This is a genomic window from Sphingomonas sp. QA11, assembly GCF_028473665.1.
Classification (GTDB): domain Bacteria; phylum Pseudomonadota; class Alphaproteobacteria; order Sphingomonadales; family Sphingomonadaceae; genus Sphingomonas; species Sphingomonas phytovorans.
On sequence record NZ_CP098774.1, the window covers coordinates 4,954,165 to 4,969,745 of the forward strand.

Consider the following 15,581-nt stretch of genomic DNA (forward strand, 5'->3'; position numbering starts at 1 on the left):
GGTCGCCGCGTACCGCTACACCATCCGCATAAAAAGCGGGTGAGGGTGGATGCGGCGGATTTTCGTAAGAGGCGCGACCGGACTGGTCGCCTTGTTGATCCTGGCCGCGATCGGCCTCGCCATCTGGGAGCCGCTCACCGCGAGCGCGCCCGTGGCCCCGCCCGCTCATGCTTATGATGTGAAGATCGCGCGCGACACTTTCGGTGTGCCGCATATCTTCGGCAAGACCGATCCCGACGTCGCCTATGGCATCGCCTATGCGCATGCCGAGGATGATTTCTCGACCTTGCAGGAAGTGCTCGCCATGACACGCGGGCGGCTCGGCGCGATGACCGGCGGCGACGGGGCGAAGACCGACTATGTGCTTCACCTGCTCGGCGCGCGCGAGACGGTCGATCGCGATTACCTGAAGCAGCCGGCCGATGTGCGGGCATTGCTCGATGGCTATGCATCGGGGCTCAACCATTATGCCGAGAAGCATCCGGGCGAGGTGCGGCTGGCGAAGCTCTTCCCGGTCGATGGCCGCGATGTCGCGGTGGGTTTCGTGCTGCGGTCGCCTTTCTTCTTTGGTCTGGATTCGGTGCTCGGCGCACTGGCCGGTGACACGCCGTTGCCCAGGGAAAATGCGGGGCCTGTGCCCGACGCGCCTGACATCACGCCGATCGGCCCCAACGGCAACGAGAACGGCTCAAACGCCTTCGTCGTGGCGCCGAAGCGCTCGGCCGACGGATTCACCCGGCTCGTCTCCAATTCGCACCAGCCCTGGCGCGGCGGCGTCGCCTGGTATGAACTGGTGGTGCATTCGCAGGCCGGCTGGAACTTCGCCGGTGCCACCTTCCCCGGCGCTCCTTATCCGCTGCTCGGGCACAACCAGACACTCGGCTGGACCAACACGGTTAACCGGCCCGACCTGATCGATATCTATAAGCTCACGCTCAATCCGGCGGGCGATGCCTATCGCTTCGACGGTGCATGGCGCCCGCTCGAAAAGACGCGGGTCTGGCTGCATGTGAAGCTGTGGGGCCCATTCGTGCTGCCGGTGCCGAAGATGGTGCTGCGCGCGGTGCAGGGGCCGGTGGTGGAGAACGCCAGGGGCGCCTTCGCGCTGCGTTATGGCGGGGCCGACCAGTTGAAGATGGTCGAGGAATATTACCGGCTCAACCGGGCGCGCGATTTCGCGGAATGGCAGAAAGCGCTGGCCATCCAGGGGGTGCCGGCGACCAACTTCCTCTATGGCGATGCGGCGGGCAACATTGCCTATTTCTACAATGCGAGCTTCCCCAACCGGAAGCCGGGCTATGATTATGCCAAGGTGCTGCCGGGCGACACGTCGCGCGACCTCGCGGCTGGAACGGTGCCCTGGGCGCAGGTGCCGCGCAATGTGAACCCCGCCTCGGGCTTCCTGATCAACGCCAACAACACCCCCTTCCAGGCGGCGGGGACCGGTTCGGAAATGAAGCCTGGGGACTATTCCCCGCTGCTCGGGATCGAGACCGACACCACCAACCGGGCGACCCGCGCGCTGGAACTGATGGGGGCGACCCCCTCGATCAGCGACGCTGATCTCCACCGGATCAAGTTCGACACCGGCGTCAGCCGGGTTAGCTGGGCGGCGAAATGGTTCGCCGATCTGGCAGCGGTCGACCCCAAGGGTGACCGGATGCTGATCGAGGCCCAGGCGCTGCTGGCGAAATGGGACTGGAATTACGACGGCAAGGGTCCGGCCGATGCGATCGCTGAGCTGCTGCTGCGCGCCGGCAACAAATGGCATTATCAGCGGCGGCCCGAAGCCGATCCGCGCGAGGAACTCGGCAAGGCGGCCGCTTATCTGAAGAAATATTTCGGCCGGCTCGATCCGCCGCTCGGGACGATCCTGCGCGTCCGCCAGGGCAAGGTCGACCTGCCGATGGACGGCGGCCCCGACGTGCTCCGCGCCGCCGCCCTGTGGGACGAGGCGCCTGACGGCCGGCTTGTGGTGAAGCATGGCGACAGCTTCATCATGTTCGTCGCGTGGGACAAGGCGGGCAAGGTCAGTTCGCAATCGATCCAGCCCTTCGGCGCCGCGACGACACGGCCCGAATCGCCGCATTATGCCGATCAGGCACCCTTGTTCGTCCGGCATGAGCTGAAGCCGGTGTGGTTCGATCCGGCGCAGCTCAAGGACCATGTCGAGCGGGTTTATCGTCCCTGAGCGGCCCCGATTGCGCGGCGCATCGGCCGCGTTATACCTGCGTAATATACGTGCTTATTCGAGGACATATCTTCCATGAACATCAAGCTGTTCGCGCTTGCGGGCGTGGCGCTGTGCGCGCTCGCGACGCCGGTCGTCGCGGCGCCGTCCCCGGCCGCTACCGCTAAGGCCGCTCCGATCAAGCCGGCCCCGGTTTCAGTCCTCGTGAAGAGCGTCGATATTCCGTACCAGGAATTCACCCTCGCCAACGGGCTGCGCGTGATCGTCCATACCGACCGCAAGGCGCCGATCGTCGCGCTGTCGGTCTGGTACAATGTCGGCTCGAAGTTCGAGCCCGCCGGCAAGACCGGCTTCGCCCATCTGTTCGAGCATCTGATGTTCAACGGCAGCGAGAACGCGCCGGGCGATTATTTCGCGCCGATGAAGGAAGTCGGCGCGACCGACCTGAACGGCACGACCTGGTTCGATCGCACCAATTATTACGAGACGGTGCCGACGCCAGCGCTGGCGCGCGCGCTGTTCCTGGAAAGCGACCGGATGGGCTATCTCACCGGCGCGGTGACTCAGGGCGTGCTCGACGAGCAGCGCGGTGTCGTCCAGAACGAGAAGCGCCAGGGCGACAACCAGCCCTTCGGCCTGGTCGAATACAGCCAGCTTGCCGCGCTGTTCCCGGACGGTCACCCCTATCGCCACTCGACGATCGGTTCGATGGCCGATCTCGACGCCGCCAGCCTCGTCACGGTGAAGGACTGGTTCCACGATCATTATGCGCCGAACAATGCGATCCTGTCGCTTGCCGGCGATGTCGACCTGGCCACGGCGAAGCTGCTGGTCGAGAAATATTTCGGCGCGATCCCGCGTGGCCCGGTCAGTGTGGTGCCAAAGGTCGACGTCCCGACCCTCGCCGCTGCCAAGGCCGAAGTGATGAAGGACCGGGTTTCGACCACGCGCATTTACCGCATGTGGACGGTGCCGGGCGTCAACGACAAGGATTCGACCCTTCTCGACGTAACCGCCGGCGTGCTCGGCGGCCTTTCCAGCTCGCGGCTGGACAATGCGCTGGTGCGCAAGGAAAAGATCGCGGTGCGCGTCTCCGCGAGCAACCAGACCTTCGCGCAGGTCGGCCTGTTCGAGGTCTATGCCGATGTGAAGCCGGGCGTCGATCCGGCGATCGTCGCGAAGCGCCTCGACGAGATCGTGGCGGATCTGATCGCCAAGGGCCCGACCGCCGACGAGGTGCAGCGCGTGGCGACGGGCACCGTGACCCGCACGATCCAGGGCCTTGAATCGGTCGGCGGCGGCGGGGGCAAGGCGGCGACCCTGGCCGAGGGCGCGCTCTATTCGAACGATCCCGCTGCCTACAAGAAACAGCTTGCGATCATGGCGGGCGCGACGCCGGCGATCGTCAAGGCGGCGACCGCGAAGTGGCTGAGCCGCCCGGTCTATGCGCTGACCGTCGTGCCCGGTCCGCGCGAGGCCTATACCGAGGCGGCGGCGGTCGAGCCCAAGCCGTCGACCGACGTGCCGGTCAAGGGCACGCGCGGCGCGATGCCGGCCGTCGCCGCCATCTCCGACATCGATTTTCCGCCGGCGGTGCGCACCAGCTTGAAGAACGGCATCGAGCTGATCTATGCGCAGCGCGGCGCGGTTCCGATCACTCAGGCGGTGATCAGCTTCGATGCTGGCGTTGCCGCCGATCCGGCGGCCAGGCTCGGCACGCAGCAGCTGACGCTCAACATGATGGACGAGGGCACCACCTCGCTCGATTCGATCGGGATCGCCGAGGCCAAGGAAAGGCTCGGCGCCGCCATCGGCGCGGGCGCGAGCGCGGATCGCACCAGCCTGACCCTGTCGGTACCCAGCCCCAACCTGGTGCCGGCGATCGACCTGTTTGCCGATATCGTGCGCAACCCTGCCTTTGCGCCGGCCGAGGTCGATCGAGTGAAGAACCAGCAGCTCGCGCAGATCTCGGCGGAGCTGACCAGCCCGGGCGGCCTCGCCTCGCGCGTCATGCCACGGCTCGTCCATGGTCCGGCCTCGCCTTATGCCAAGTCGTTCGGCAGCGGCGATCCCAAGGCGGTCGCGATGCTGACCCGCGATGATCTGATCGCCTTCCAGCACGCGTGGCTCCGGCCCGACAAGGCGCGCATCTTCGTCGTCAGCGATCGGCCGCTGGCCGAGGTCAAGGCGGCGCTCGATGCCGAATTCGGCGACTGGACCCCGACCGGTCCGGCCGGCGTGAAGGATTTCTCGGCGCCGTCGACGCCGTCGGTGCCGAAGATCGTGCTGGTCGACCGGCCGGATTCGCCCCAGTCGCTGATCTATGCGGCGACCCCCACGACGCTGAAGGGCACTGACGATTTCGTGCCCCTGCTTGCCGCCAACGACACGCTCGGCGGCGGCTTCCTGTCGCGCATCAACATGGATCTGCGTGAGGACAAGCATTGGTCCTATGGCGCGAACGGCAATTTCCAGCGCGCTGAGTTCGCCGCCCCCTATGTCATCCAGGCACCGGTGCAGGCCGACAAGACCGGCGCCTCGATCGCCGCGCTGCGCGCCGACGTGGGGGACTTCCTGACGACCAAGGGAATCACCCCGCTCGAGTTCGACCGGACGATCGCCGGCATGACTCGTTCGCTGCCCGGCAATTTCGAAACGGCGGGTGCGGTGCTGGGCGGCATGCAGTCCAACAGCCTCTACAAGCGGCCCGACGATTATTATGCAAAACTTCCTCAGGTCTATCGCGGGCTGAAGATCGGCCAGCTTGACGCTGCGGCACGCGCGGTAATCGACCCGTCGAAGCTGATCTGGGTCGTCGTCGGCGACGCGAAGACGGTTCGGCCCCAGCTTGACAGCCTCGGGTTGCCGGTTGAGGTGGTGCCGGCGGCGTCCGTCGCGGACGTGCGCTAGGGATTCAGGATCAGGAGAGAAGACATGGCTGAAGTCGACGGCACCTGGGATACGGTCGTGAAGTCGCCGCTCGGTGACCAGAAGGCAACGTTCGTCGTGAAGAGCGACGGCGGCAGCTTCACCGGCACCAACACCGGCGCGATGGGATCGGTCGACGTCACCGGCACCGTGGACGGCAATGCGCTCCACTGGACGATGAACATCACCGTTCCGATGCCGATGACCCTTGACTGCAACGCGACGGTCGATGGCGACACGCTGACCGGCACGGTCGGCGCCGGCGCGTTCGGCAGCTTCCCGATGTCGGGCACGCGCGCCGGCTGATCGCGTCCGGCTCGTGTAACGAAGCGGCCCGCCTTCCACCCGGAAGGCGGGCCGTTTTCATTCCCGCGCCAGCCGGGTCACATGGCCCATCTTGCGGCCGGGACGCACTGTCTTGCCATAGAGGTGCAGGCGCGCGCCCGGTTCCTCCAGGATCTCCGCCCAGCGATTGGCGTCCTCGCCGATCAGGTTTTCCATCTCGACGCGCGGTGCCATCAGGCCCGTGTCGCCGAGCGGCAGGCCGCAGATCGCGCGGATATGGTTCTCGAACTGGGAGGTGACGGCGCCCTCGATCGTCCAGTGCCCGGAATTGTGCACGCGGGGCGCCATTTCGTTGAACACCGGCCCCTTGTCGGTCGCGAAGAATTCGAGCGTGAGCACGCCGACATAGCCGAGCGTGTCGGCGACGCGGCCAGCCAGCGCCGCTGCCTCGGCCCAGTGTCGCGCGATCTCGGCGGGCGCGGGGAGCGAGGAGCGGGCGAGGATGCCGTCGACATGCTCGTTCCAGGGCGGCGGATAGCTGACCATCTCCCCATCGGCGCCGCGGGCGAGGACAATCGAGAATTCGTGACTGAAGGTGACGAAGCCTTCGAGGATCGCCGGACGCTCGCCGATCTCGGCCCAAGCCGCCTCCGCCTCGTCGGCGGTGCGGATACGGACCTGGCCCTTACCGTCATAGCCGAGCCGAAGCGTCTTCAGGATCGCGGGGGCACCGATCTCCGCCAGCGCCTGCTTCAGCTCATCAAGGGTCGTGACCTTGCGCCACGGGGCAGTGCGGCCGCCGAGCCCGTCGACGAAGCTCTTCTCGCTGGCGCGGTCTTGTGCGACCTCGAGCGCTGCGGGTGCCGGATGCACCGGCACTTGAGTCCCGAGATAGCGGATCGGCTCGATCGCGATATTCTCGAATTCATAGGTGACGACATCGGCCGATGCGGCAAGCTCGTCCAGGACGATACGGCTGTGATAATCGGCGCGGGTGAAGCTTGAGGCGGTCTGTGCAGCGACGCTCTCGGCGTCGGGGGCGAGGACCTGGGTACGATAGCCGAGCTGCGCCGCTGCCACCGCGAGCATCCGCCCGAGCTGGCCGCCGCCGAGGATGCCGATGGTCGAGCCGGGGGGCAGTGGTGTCCTGGGGCCGGTCATTCGGGGTCGGTCACCACGGCGTCGGTCTGCGCGGCGCGCCATTTCTTGAGGCGCTCGGCCAGCAGCGCATCGTGCGTGGCGAGGATCGCGGCGGCGAGCAACCCCGCATTCTTGGCGCCGGGCTTGCCGATCGCGAGCGTGCCGACGGGGATGCCGCCGGGCATCTGGACGATCGAGTAGAGACTATCCAGGCCCTTCAGCGCCTTGGATTCGACCGGCACGCCGAGCACTGGCAGATGAGTCATCGCGGCGGCCATGCCCGGCAGATGCGCCGCGCCGCCGGCGCCGGCGACGATCACCTTGAGGCCGCGCACCTCGGCGTGGGCCGCATAGTCATAAAGACGCTGCGGGGTGCGGTGCGCTGACACGACCTTGCTCTCATGCGGCACGCCGAGCTCGGCGAGGATGTCGGCGGTATGGCGCATCGTGTCCCAGTCGGACGCGCTGCCCATGATGATGCCGACAAGGGGATGGTCCGTCATGAGAGGTGCCCCGGTAGAAGGAGCGGCTTCCTAACCATGGTAAGGAAAGAGGGCAACTTACTAAAAGCCCCTCCCCCTGAAGGAGGGGTTTTGGAAGACGTCAGCGCTCGCTCAGATAATAGCGGTCGGTGGCGTTCAGTGCCTCGTCCAGTTCATAGACGATCGGCTGGCCGGTCGGAATCTCCAGGCTGGTGATCGCATCGTCCGGGATGTTCGACAGATGCTTGACCAGCGCGCGGAGCGAATTGCCGTGCGCCGAGATCAGCACGCGCTGCCCGGCCTCGAGCGCGGGGGCGATGCGGCCCTCCCAATAAGGCAGCACCCGCGCGATCGTGTCCTTCAGGCTTTCGGTCGACGGGATCGCGATACCGGCATAGCGACGGTCGGTGGAAAGGTCGAAGGCGCTGCCCGGCTCGAGCGGCGGGGGCGGGATGTCGAAGCTGCGGCGCCAGACATGGACCTGTTCGTCGCCATGCTTGGCCGCGGTCTCTGCCTTGTCGAGCCCGGTCAGGCCGCCATAATGCCGCTCGTTCAGATGCCAGTCCTTCTCGACCGGCAGCCACAGCCGGCCCATCTCCTCAAGCGCGAGGTCGAGCGTCTTGATCGCCCGGGTCTGCAGGCTAGTGAAGGTCTGGTCGAAATCCAGGCCCTTCTCCTTCATCAGCCGGCCAGCCGCGCGCGCTTCCTCCGCGCCCTTTTCGGTCACGTCGACGTCCCACCAGCCGGTGAAGCGGTTTTCGAGGTTCCAGGCCGACTGGCCGTGGCGGATCAGGACGAGGGTCGGCATGGTTTCTCCGAAGCGATCGATGACGCGCCCGTCTCTAGCGATTGGCGGCGGAGAGGCAACTTGCGGCGCATGCGTCGCGCATGTCATTCGGGCCGCAAGGAGAAACGCCATGGCGATCGTTCGACAGACACTCGTGTACAAAGGTCCGGGCGGGCCCTTCGAGGGCGTGATCGCCTATGAGGATGAGGTGAGAACGCTCAGGCCCGGCGTCCTCGTCGTGCCCAACATCCGCGGGCAGAAAGAGGCCGACACGCTCAAGGCCGAGGCGCTGGCCGGGCTCGGCTATGTCGGCTTCGCCTGCGACGTGTTCGGCCAGGGCAAGCGGACCACGCCTGAATCCCCCGACATGGCCGTCTATATGAACGAGCTGAACGCCGACCGCGTGCTGCTGCGCGACCGGCTGAGGGCGTCGCTCGACGCGCTGAAAGGTTTCGACCGGGTCGATCCGGCGAAGACCGCGGCGGTCGGCTTCTGCTTCGGCGGCAAGTGCGTGCTCGACATGGCGCGTGCCGGGCTGGATTTCCTGGGCGGGGTCAGCTTCCACGGCGTGTACGACCGGCCGGACTACGCCAGCACCACGCCGATCGGGCCAAAGCTGCTTGTCTGCCATGGCTGGGAGGACCCGCTGGCACCGCCCGACGCGATGGTCGCGCTGGGCCGGGAACTGGCCGAGGGCAAGGCCGACTGGCAGATCCACGCTTATGGCAATGCGGGCCATGCCTTCACCGACCTGGCGGCGAAGGCGTCGACACGGCCGGGCGTCGCCTATGAGGAACGCGCCGACCGGCGGAGCTGGGAGGCGATGAAGGATTTCCTGGCTGAACTGTTCTGAAGCGGTCCGGCCGGTCCAGCTACGCCGTTCGTCCCGAGCAGCCCTTTCGGCTTGTCTCAGCCCCTGCTCGGGACGAACGGCGATTGTCTTCGGTCAGATCGTGTCGATCACCTCGGCCAGCACTTCCAGGCAGGAGTGGCCGAGCTGCTTGCTGCGCTCCGGCGACCAGCCGAATTCCGGGTCGGCGTTCGCATCATGGTCCTTGAACGGCATCTCGAGGGTCATCGCCACCGCGCCGAAGCGCTCGGCGACCTGGTTGGTCGACATGCTGAGGTTGGCCTTGCCGGGGCTCGATTTCTCATAGCCCTTCTCGACCTGGAAATCGGGTGTGTGGGCGGCGAGGCGGCGGGCGAAGTCGTAATATTTCTCGCCAAGCTCGTCGGTCCAGCTCGGAATACCTTCGAAGCCGGCGAGAAAATTGGCGGGGATCGCCTCGTCGCCGTGAACGTCCATCGCGAAGGCGACGCCGGTCTCGTCCATCGCATTGCGCACGCACAGCACTTCGGGGCTCTGCTCCGCCGTCGGCGTATGCCATTCGCGGTTGAGGTTCACGCCGGCTGCGTTGGTGCGGAGATGGCCGCGAAAGGTCCCGTCCGGGTTCATGTTCGGCACGACATGGAAGGTCGCCTTGGCGAGCAGGGTGGCGGTGACGGGATCCCCGCTGTCGGTCAGGCGCTCCAGCGCGCCTTCCATCCACCATTCGGCCATGGATTCGCCGGGATGCTGGCGGGCATAAAGCCATACCTGCTTCGGGCCGTCGCCGATGCTGAAACAGTCGATCGCGCGGCCGTCGAGCGACAGGCCGAGCTGGCGATGGATGACGCCGGGCTGGAGCGCGGTCGCGGCGACCAGTGCGTCGTGGCGCTCCATCGTATAGGGCGCGAAATAGGCGAACCAGACCAGCTCGCTGTCGCCCTCCCAGTCGAACTCAAGCACGCCGTCGGCATAGCGCGTCTCGATCATCCGCCAGTCGATGCGGTCGGTCGACACGCGCGTTTTGTAGCCCGGCCAGCCGAAGGGATAGGCCGAGGAACCCGCATTCACGATGCGATAGGTGATCTTGCGTCCCTTCGCCCCGGCGACGCGGAAATAGAACCATTGGAAGAAATCGGACTGGTGATCCTGCGCGATCTCCAGGTCGATGCGGTCTCCGGTGATGGCGACCAGGCGGATATTGCCGCCGTCGAAGGCGGCGTTGATCTGAATGCTCATTTGATCGTGATAGAACGGCCGGATTCGCCGGGGAAGCCCAGGAACAATGCATGGGCCAATTTGGTTGCAGCGACGCTGGTCTGCGCGCCGGGGCCCTTGTCGTCGTCGCGGGTCTGCGCACGGCCTTCCCACACCACCGTGCCGTCGCTGCGCCGACGGATCTGCACCGACATCTGGCTCGCGGTCACATAACGCGACCGCGCCTTTCCGATGGGAAAGGAGACGCCGCCACCGACGCCGACCCCGCCGCCATAGCCGCCGCCACCGCCGGCGCCGATCCCGACGGTGAACGGGGAACGGCGTGGCGCCCCTTCCAGCGTGGTGCGGTTGACGCCGACGACGGCGAGGTACTGCGCGGTCACATGGGGCTCGGGCGCGGTATAGCCCTGCTGCAGCAGTTCGGCCTGCACCGCGCTCGCATAGACGCTGAACTCGAGGCTCGCCGGTGCGTCACCGGTCATCGGCTCCACCGTCACGGTGCCGCGCTCAAGCGGCGCGCCGAGATGGAATCGCGTCACCTGCACCGGCGCGCTGCCCGTGGCGGCGCAGCCCGAAAGGCCCGTGGCCGCCAGTGCGATGAACAATCCACGTGCCTTCATCATAAATGCCATCCTTCGAATCCGTCGCCACGCCCCCGCTACGACCGATAGACCTTTCCGTCTTCCGTGTCGCCCGGGTTGACTTGCGCACCTCTCGTCCATATGCGGGCGCCTCTTTCCAAAACCCGAGAATCAAAGAAGCGAATCGATCATGAAGATCCGCAATTCCCTGAAGTCGCTCAAGGGGCGTCACCGCGACAACCGCGTGATCCGCCGCCGTGGCCGCACTTATGTCATCAACAAGACGAACCGCCGCTTCAAGGCCCGCCAGGGCTGAAGGTGACGGGTCCTGCCGCTGTCGTCTTCGACGTCGGCAACGTCCTGTATGACTGGAACCCCCGGTTCCTCTACGAGCGCCTGATCGGTGACGGTCGGGCGCTCGATGCGTTCCTGCGCGATGTCGCGACCAAGGAATGGCATTTCCAGCATGACGAGGGTCGCTCCTTCGCCGAGACCTCGGCTGAGCTGAGCGCCGCCTATCCCCATTATGCCGACATGATCGCGCTGTGGGGGCCGCGCTTCAGCGAGACGATCCCGGGCATGCTGCCGGGCATGGCGGACCTGGTCGCCGAGATCGATTCGGCCGGCGTGCCGCTTTTTGCGATCACCAATTTTTCCGGCGAATTCTGGAAGCCTTTCCGCGCGCGCGAAGCGGCGGTCTTCGACCGGTTCCGCGACATCGTCGTCTCGGGCGACGAGCGGCTGGTGAAGCCCGATCCGGCGATCTACCACCTAGCGCTCGACCGATTCGGGCTGGAGGCGAGCGAGGCGGTGTTCATCGACGACCGCGCCGACAATGTCGCGGCGGCCAACGGGGTCGGCATGCGCGGCCTGGAGTTCATCGACGCGCCAACGTTGCGCGCGCAGCTGGCCGGGCTGGGGCTGCTGCCGGCCTGAGCCGTCCAACAGCGACTCGGATTTTCCGTTGTTACGGCCGGCCCCGTTTTTCTTCCGCTGTTATGTTGGACTTTCGACCTGATTTACGCGGGTGATTCCAGCAGGTTGGCCTGCGTTTCCCTGTTATCGCGTAACAGCGGAAAAAGGCGAGGAAACGGGTCGAAAACAGCGCTGGTTTTCCGCGTGGGCGGCGCCCGGAATCGCGCCGACATCGTCCAACATTGTCCAGTCATGTCAAAGAGCGGCCCGGCTTGCGGACCGCGCCACGCTCTCATGATCCGCGCCGGCGTTGAATCGGGGTTGCTTGTCAGTAACGGCACATTTGTGTACACCGTGTACATATTTGGAGGCGGTCATGGAAATGTCGGTTCGCGAGGCTCGAGCCCAGTTCGCCGCCGCGCTCGCTGCGGTCGAGCGCGGGGAACGGGTAACCATCACCAAGAACGGCAAGCCCGTCGCCGAACTGGTGGCGCCGCCAGTGAAGAAGGGGTTCGACTGGGAGCGTGCTGAGCAAGTCCGCAAGGAACTGGGCATCGAGCAAGTGACTCTCGATAATGAATGGATGGAGTCGTTCAATGATCCCGCCTTCAGTCGGGAGGTATTGGGCATCGGCGACGATTGGGATCCGACGCGCAAGTGAAGCTGCTGCTCGATACGCATTTTCTGCTGTGGATGATGCAAGATCGCGGACGGTTGAGTCTTGCGGAGCTTGAGTTGCTGGGGCGGAGCGATGTCGCCTTGTTGGTCTCGCCGGTCGTGATCTGGGAGATCAGGTTGAAATGGAACATCCTCGATCGGAACGGCCATCCGAGAGGGATGGCAAGTCCTGAAGCCGCAGTGGGTTATGTGATGCAGAACGGCATCGAAATGGTGCCGCTGACCGGCGAAGACTGTGCTGGGCCGCTCGACCCTCCGATTCCGCACAAGGATCCGTTCGACGAGATGCTGCTGGTCCATGCCGGGCAACTCGGCGCAAGGCTCCTGACCCGCGACCGCCTGCTGGTCGGGCACCCGCTGGCGATCACGCCCTAGCTCCCATAGCCCTTCAGCTCGTCGCCGGTCACCCGCACCACGTGCAGCACGTTGGTCGAACCGGGGGTGCGGAACGGCACGCCGGCGATGATGATCACGCGGTCGCCGGCCTTGGCGATATTGTGGCGCAGGGCCATGCGCTTTGCCTTGGCGACCATATCCTCGAACGATTCGACGTCGCGCGTGTGCACCGCGTGGGTGCCCCACAGCAGGCCGAGCCGACGGGCGGCCTCGATCTTGGGGGTCAGCACCAGCAGCGGCACCGAGGGCCGCTCGCGCGCGACGCGACGCGCGGTCGAGCCCGACGAAGTGAAGCAGATGATCGCCGCCGCCGTGACGGTCGCGGCGATGTTCTTGGCGGATTCGGCCAGCGCGTCGGCGGTGGTCGGGTCGGGCCGGGTGACGGTGAAATGGATTCGGTCGCCGTGCATCGGGTCGCGCTCGACCGCCTCGCCGATCGAATTCATCATCGCGACCGATTCGATCGGCCAGGCACCTGCGGCGCTCTCGGCCGACAGCATGATCGCGTCGGCACCGTCATAGACGGCGGTCGCCACGTCGGACACTTCGGCGCGGGTCGGGGTCGGCGCGGTGATCATCGATTCGAGCATCTGGGTCGCGACGACCACCGGGCGGCCGAGCCGGCGCGCGGTCTCGACGATGCGCTTTTGCAAAGGCGGCACCGATTCGGGCGGCAGCTCGACGCCGAGATCGCCGCGCGCGACCATCACGCCGTCGCAATGCTCGACAATCTCCTCAAGCCGTTCGATCGCCGACGGTTTCTCGATCTTGGCCATCAGCGCCGCCTTGCCCTGAATCAGCTTGCGGGCCTCCGCGAGATCCTCGGGCCGCTGGACAAATGACAGGGCGATCCAGTCGACGCCCTGGTCGATCGCGAAGGCGAGGTCGCTGCGATCCTTCTCGGTCAGCGCCGCCATCGGCAGGACCACGTCGGGGACGTTCAGCCCCTTGTTGTTGGACAGCGTGCCGCCGACCACCACGGTGGTGACGATCTTCTTCGCCTCATGGCTTTCGACGCGCAGCACCAGCTTGCCGTCGTCCAGCAGCAGGCGTGCGCCGACCTCGATCGCCTCGAAGATCTCGCGGTGGGGCAGCTCGACGCGAGTCGCGTCGCCGGGCGTCTTGTCGCGGTCGAGGATGAAGGTCGATCCGGTGACCAGCTCGGTCCGGCCGCCTTCGAACTTGCCGACGCGCAGTTTGGGGCCCTGGAGATCGGCGAGGATCGTCGTCGGCCGGCCATATTTCTTTTCGAGGCTGCGGATCGCCTCGATCACCGCCACCTTCGACGCCTGGTCGCCATGGCTCATATTGACGCGAAAGGCGTCGGCGCCCGCCTCGAACAGCTTGCCGATCATCTCGGCGCTGTTGCTTGCGGGCCCCAATGTCGCGAGCACGCGCACCTTGCGCGATCGGGGACTGATGGCCTTCGTCATGACAGCGTTTTCCTCGGCTTGTGCCGGGAAGGCTCTAACTCCTATCTCCGCCCGATCAACCTTGGAGCGTGCGAAATGGCGGATTTGAATGCGATCGACGATGCGGTGGCGGCAGCGGCGTTCCGGCGGCTCGTCCTTCACCTGCGCCACAGGGCCGATGCGCAGAATGTCGACCTGATGGGGCTGGCCGGATTCTGCCGCAACTGCCTGTCGGACTGGGTGCAGGAGGCGTCGGACGGCGCGCTCGACCGGGAGGGCGCGCGGGAGGCGATCTATGGCATGCCCTATGCGCAGTGGAAGGCGGCGCATCAGGGCGAGGCGACACCCGAACAGCTTGCCCGGATGGCCGAGAGCGTCGCGAAGAATGGCTGAGCCCGGGAATGCGTGAGCTTGGGGGGTGACGGGTGGCCGATCGGCGGCTATGCGGCTCCTCCAAACCGTTCGTCCTGCGTAGCCGTTGAGCTTGTCGACATGGCGTATCGAGGACAGGCCCCGCAGGGAACGACGTTTCGTTGCGACGTTTCGTTACGGGGCTTCGATACGGGTCCCCGACCTGATTCGACCCCGCTCGGCACGAACGGCCGACAGTCAATCGCTCGGCGCAGATGGCCGACATTCAATCAAGGAGTTCCCATGTCCGACGTGATCGCCGCCGACCAGCTTCGCCTCTTCATCGAGCGGATCGAGCGGCTCGAGGAAGAGAAGAAGGGCATCGCCGACGATATCAAGGACGTCTATGCGGAGACCAAATCGAACGGCTTCGACGTGAAGACGATCCGGACGATCGTGAAGCTGCGCAAGATGGAGAAGCACCACCGCGACGAGGCGGAGATGCTGCTCGAAACCTACAAGACGGCGCTCGGACTGGACTGAGGGAAGGGTTCGGCCGGCCCAGCTTGTCGAACCGCCCCATTATCTTCTAACGCGGTCCAACGACATCAGGGCACATCGAGAGACCCATGGCAGGCCATTCCAAATACAAGAACATCATGTACCGCAAGGGCGCGCAGGACAAGAAACGGTCCGCCGCCTTCTCCAAGCTCAGCCGCGAAATCACCGTCGCGGCGAAGATGGGCACGCCCGATCCGGACATGAACCCGCGCCTGCGCGCGGCGGTCAACGCCGCCAAGGCGCAGTCGATGCCCAAGGACAATATCCAGCGCGCGATCGACAAGGCCGAGCGGGGCGACGGGGAGAATTACGAAGAGGTCCGCTATGAGGGTTTCGGCCCCGGCGGCGTCTCGCTGATCATCGAGGCGCTGACCGACAACCGCAACCGCACCGCGACCAATGTGCGCACCGCCGTTTCCAAGAATGGCGGCAATCTCGGCGCGAGCGGATCGGTGAGCCACGGCTTCGACCGGATGGGCCTGATCTCCTATCCGGCGAGCGCGGGGGACGCCGACAAGGTGTTCGAGGCGGCGCTGGAGGCGGGGGCCGAGGATGTCGACTCGGGTGATGACGGCCATGAGATCTGGACCTCGAACGAGGCGCTGCACGAGGTGGTCAAGGCGCTGACCCCGGTGCTCGGCGAGCCGGAGGGCGCCAAGCTCGCCTGGAAGCCGCAGACGATGGTCGAGGTCGGCGAGGACGATGCCGGGCTGCTGTTCAAGCTGATCGATGTCCTCGACGACGATGATGACGTGCAGCAGGTGTGGGGCAATTATGACGTGCCCGATGCCGTGCTGGAGAAATTAGGGTGACCTTCCTTCCTCCCCTCC

Annotated in this window: 17 protein-coding genes; 11 read left to right on the forward strand and 6 right to left on the reverse strand. The window is 65.8% G+C overall.

Features of this window, described 5'->3' with window-relative positions; translation table 11 throughout:
• Positions 1 to 49 precede the first annotated feature (49 nt).
• The 3 genes from NDN01_RS22925 to NDN01_RS22935 all read left to right on the forward strand — a co-directional run bounded on the left by NDN01_RS22925 (position 50) and on the right by NDN01_RS22935 (position 5,425).
• A complete protein-coding gene (locus NDN01_RS22925; RefSeq protein WP_272624412.1) occupies positions 50 to 2,191 on the forward strand; it encodes a penicillin acylase family protein in 2,142 nt (713 codons plus the stop codon).
• 75 nt (positions 2,192 to 2,266) lie between these two features.
• A complete protein-coding gene (locus NDN01_RS22930; protein ID WP_272624413.1) occupies positions 2,267 to 5,101 on the forward strand; it encodes a M16 family metallopeptidase in 2,835 nt (944 codons plus the stop codon).
• Between the two features lie 24 nt (positions 5,102 to 5,125).
• The gene (locus NDN01_RS22935; RefSeq protein WP_272624414.1) at positions 5,126 to 5,425 is read left to right on the forward strand and encodes a hypothetical protein; all 300 of its coding nucleotides are present in this window, start codon (positions 5,126 to 5,128) and stop codon (positions 5,423 to 5,425) included.
• Between the two features lie 57 nt (positions 5,426 to 5,482).
• Here the strand turns inward: NDN01_RS22935 and NDN01_RS22940 are convergent, their stop codons facing one another.
• The 3 genes from NDN01_RS22940 to gpmA form a co-directional block, all read right to left on the reverse strand.
• Positions 5,483 to 6,565 carry a 5-(carboxyamino)imidazole ribonucleotide synthase gene (locus tag NDN01_RS22940; RefSeq protein WP_272624415.1) on the reverse strand — a complete coding sequence of 361 codons (1,083 nt, stop codon included), beginning with the start codon at positions 6,563 to 6,565 and terminating at the stop codon, positions 5,483 to 5,485.
• Positions 6,562 to 7,047 carry a 5-(carboxyamino)imidazole ribonucleotide mutase gene (gene purE, locus NDN01_RS22945; protein ID WP_272624416.1) on the reverse strand — a complete coding sequence of 162 codons (486 nt, stop codon included), beginning with the start codon at positions 7,045 to 7,047 and terminating at the stop codon, positions 6,562 to 6,564. Before purE ends, NDN01_RS22940 begins: the two co-directional genes overlap by 4 nt.
• A gap of 100 nt (positions 7,048 to 7,147) precedes the next feature.
• Positions 7,148 to 7,834 carry a 2,3-diphosphoglycerate-dependent phosphoglycerate mutase gene (gpmA, locus tag NDN01_RS22950; RefSeq protein WP_272624417.1) on the reverse strand — a complete coding sequence of 229 codons (687 nt, stop codon included), beginning with the start codon at positions 7,832 to 7,834 and terminating at the stop codon, positions 7,148 to 7,150.
• 109 nt (positions 7,835 to 7,943) lie between these two features.
• On the opposite strand from gpmA, the gene NDN01_RS22955 reads away from it, so the two are divergent.
• Positions 7,944 to 8,666 (forward strand): dienelactone hydrolase family protein, encoded by a 723-nt coding sequence (locus NDN01_RS22955; protein WP_272624419.1) that lies wholly within the window; start codon positions 7,944 to 7,946, stop codon positions 8,664 to 8,666.
• Positions 8,667 to 8,759: 93 nt separating this feature from the next.
• Here the strand turns inward: NDN01_RS22955 and NDN01_RS22960 are convergent, their stop codons facing one another.
• Together NDN01_RS22960 and NDN01_RS22965 are read right to left on the reverse strand one after the other, a co-directional pair.
• Positions 8,760 to 9,878: a M14 family metallopeptidase gene (locus NDN01_RS22960; protein ID WP_272624421.1), complete on the reverse strand. Its 1,119-nt coding sequence runs from the start codon at positions 9,876 to 9,878 to the stop codon at positions 8,760 to 8,762.
• Positions 9,875 to 10,480, reverse strand: coding sequence for a DUF4136 domain-containing protein (locus NDN01_RS22965; RefSeq protein ID WP_336298323.1), 606 nt, complete (start codon positions 10,478 to 10,480; stop codon positions 9,875 to 9,877). Before NDN01_RS22965 ends, NDN01_RS22960 begins: the two co-directional genes overlap by 4 nt.
• 148 nt (positions 10,481 to 10,628) lie before the next feature.
• Here NDN01_RS22965 and ykgO point away from each other — a divergent pair, with 148 nt between their 5' ends.
• From ykgO to NDN01_RS22985, 4 genes are all read left to right on the forward strand, one after another.
• Positions 10,629 to 10,754: a type B 50S ribosomal protein L36 gene (gene ykgO, locus NDN01_RS22970; protein ID WP_004210176.1), complete on the forward strand. Its 126-nt coding sequence runs from the start codon at positions 10,629 to 10,631 to the stop codon at positions 10,752 to 10,754.
• Positions 10,755 to 10,756: 2 nt separating this feature from the next.
• Positions 10,757 to 11,374 (forward strand): HAD family hydrolase, encoded by a 618-nt coding sequence (locus NDN01_RS22975; protein ID WP_272624423.1) that lies wholly within the window; start codon positions 10,757 to 10,759, stop codon positions 11,372 to 11,374.
• 355 nt (positions 11,375 to 11,729) lie between these two features.
• Positions 11,730 to 12,014, forward strand: coding sequence for a type II toxin-antitoxin system Phd/YefM family antitoxin (locus tag NDN01_RS22980; RefSeq protein WP_272624425.1), 285 nt, complete (start codon positions 11,730 to 11,732; stop codon positions 12,012 to 12,014).
• Positions 12,011 to 12,406, forward strand: a complete 396-nt coding sequence (locus NDN01_RS22985; protein WP_272624427.1) for a type II toxin-antitoxin system VapC family toxin — start codon at positions 12,011 to 12,013, stop codon at positions 12,404 to 12,406. The genes NDN01_RS22980 and NDN01_RS22985 overlap by 4 nt, the downstream gene beginning before the upstream one ends.
• On the opposite strand, the gene pyk is transcribed toward NDN01_RS22985, so the two are convergent.
• Positions 12,403 to 13,860 carry a pyruvate kinase gene (gene pyk, locus NDN01_RS22990; RefSeq protein WP_272624429.1) on the reverse strand — a complete coding sequence of 486 codons (1,458 nt, stop codon included), beginning with the start codon at positions 13,858 to 13,860 and terminating at the stop codon, positions 12,403 to 12,405. The two genes, NDN01_RS22985 and pyk, sit on opposite strands and share 4 nt — an antisense overlap.
• A 75-nt stretch (positions 13,861 to 13,935) precedes the next feature.
• Between pyk and NDN01_RS22995 the strand changes: the two genes are divergently transcribed.
• The 3 genes from NDN01_RS22995 to NDN01_RS23005 all read left to right on the forward strand — a co-directional run bounded on the left by NDN01_RS22995 (position 13,936) and on the right by NDN01_RS23005 (position 15,563).
• Positions 13,936 to 14,232, forward strand: a complete 297-nt coding sequence (locus NDN01_RS22995; protein ID WP_272624431.1) for a DUF1244 domain-containing protein — start codon at positions 13,936 to 13,938, stop codon at positions 14,230 to 14,232.
• Positions 14,233 to 14,493: 261 nt separating this feature from the next.
• The gene (locus NDN01_RS23000; RefSeq protein ID WP_272624432.1) at positions 14,494 to 14,733 is read left to right on the forward strand and encodes a DUF2312 domain-containing protein; all 240 of its coding nucleotides are present in this window, start codon (positions 14,494 to 14,496) and stop codon (positions 14,731 to 14,733) included.
• 86 nt (positions 14,734 to 14,819) lie between these two features.
• The gene (locus tag NDN01_RS23005) at positions 14,820 to 15,563 is read left to right on the forward strand and encodes a YebC/PmpR family DNA-binding transcriptional regulator (protein ID WP_272624434.1); all 744 of its coding nucleotides are present in this window, start codon (positions 14,820 to 14,822) and stop codon (positions 15,561 to 15,563) included.
• Positions 15,564 to 15,581 lie beyond the last annotated feature (18 nt).

Coding starts and splice junctions, on each gene's coding strand:
- NDN01_RS22930 (WP_272624413.1), top strand. CDS start 2,267: ATGAACATCAAGCTGTTCGCGCTTGCGGGCGTGGCGCTGTGCGCGCTC.
- NDN01_RS22940 (WP_272624415.1), bottom strand. CDS start 6,565: ATGACCGGCCCCAGGACACCACTGCCCCCCGGCTCGACCATCGGCATC.
- NDN01_RS23000 (WP_272624432.1), top strand. CDS start 14,494: ATGTCCGACGTGATCGCCGCCGACCAGCTTCGCCTCTTCATCGAGCGG.
- NDN01_RS22980 (WP_272624425.1), top strand. CDS start 11,730: ATGGAAATGTCGGTTCGCGAGGCTCGAGCCCAGTTCGCCGCCGCGCTC.
- gpmA (WP_272624417.1), bottom strand. CDS start 7,834: ATGCCGACCCTCGTCCTGATCCGCCACGGCCAGTCGGCCTGGAACCTC.
- NDN01_RS22935 (WP_272624414.1), top strand. CDS start 5,126: ATGGCTGAAGTCGACGGCACCTGGGATACGGTCGTGAAGTCGCCGCTC.
- NDN01_RS23005 (WP_272624434.1), top strand. CDS start 14,820: ATGGCAGGCCATTCCAAATACAAGAACATCATGTACCGCAAGGGCGCG.
- pyk (WP_272624429.1), bottom strand. CDS start 13,860: ATGACGAAGGCCATCAGTCCCCGATCGCGCAAGGTGCGCGTGCTCGCG.
- NDN01_RS22925 (WP_272624412.1), top strand. CDS start 50: ATGCGGCGGATTTTCGTAAGAGGCGCGACCGGACTGGTCGCCTTGTTG.
- NDN01_RS22960 (WP_272624421.1), bottom strand. CDS start 9,878: ATGAGCATTCAGATCAACGCCGCCTTCGACGGCGGCAATATCCGCCTG.
- purE (WP_272624416.1), bottom strand. CDS start 7,047: ATGACGGACCATCCCCTTGTCGGCATCATCATGGGCAGCGCGTCCGAC.
- NDN01_RS22965 (WP_336298323.1), bottom strand. CDS start 10,480: ATGATGAAGGCACGTGGATTGTTCATCGCACTGGCGGCCACGGGCCTT.
- NDN01_RS22995 (WP_272624431.1), top strand. CDS start 13,936: ATGGCGGATTTGAATGCGATCGACGATGCGGTGGCGGCAGCGGCGTTC.
- ykgO (WP_004210176.1), top strand. CDS start 10,629: ATGAAGATCCGCAATTCCCTGAAGTCGCTCAAGGGGCGTCACCGCGAC.
- NDN01_RS22955 (WP_272624419.1), top strand. CDS start 7,944: ATGGCGATCGTTCGACAGACACTCGTGTACAAAGGTCCGGGCGGGCCC.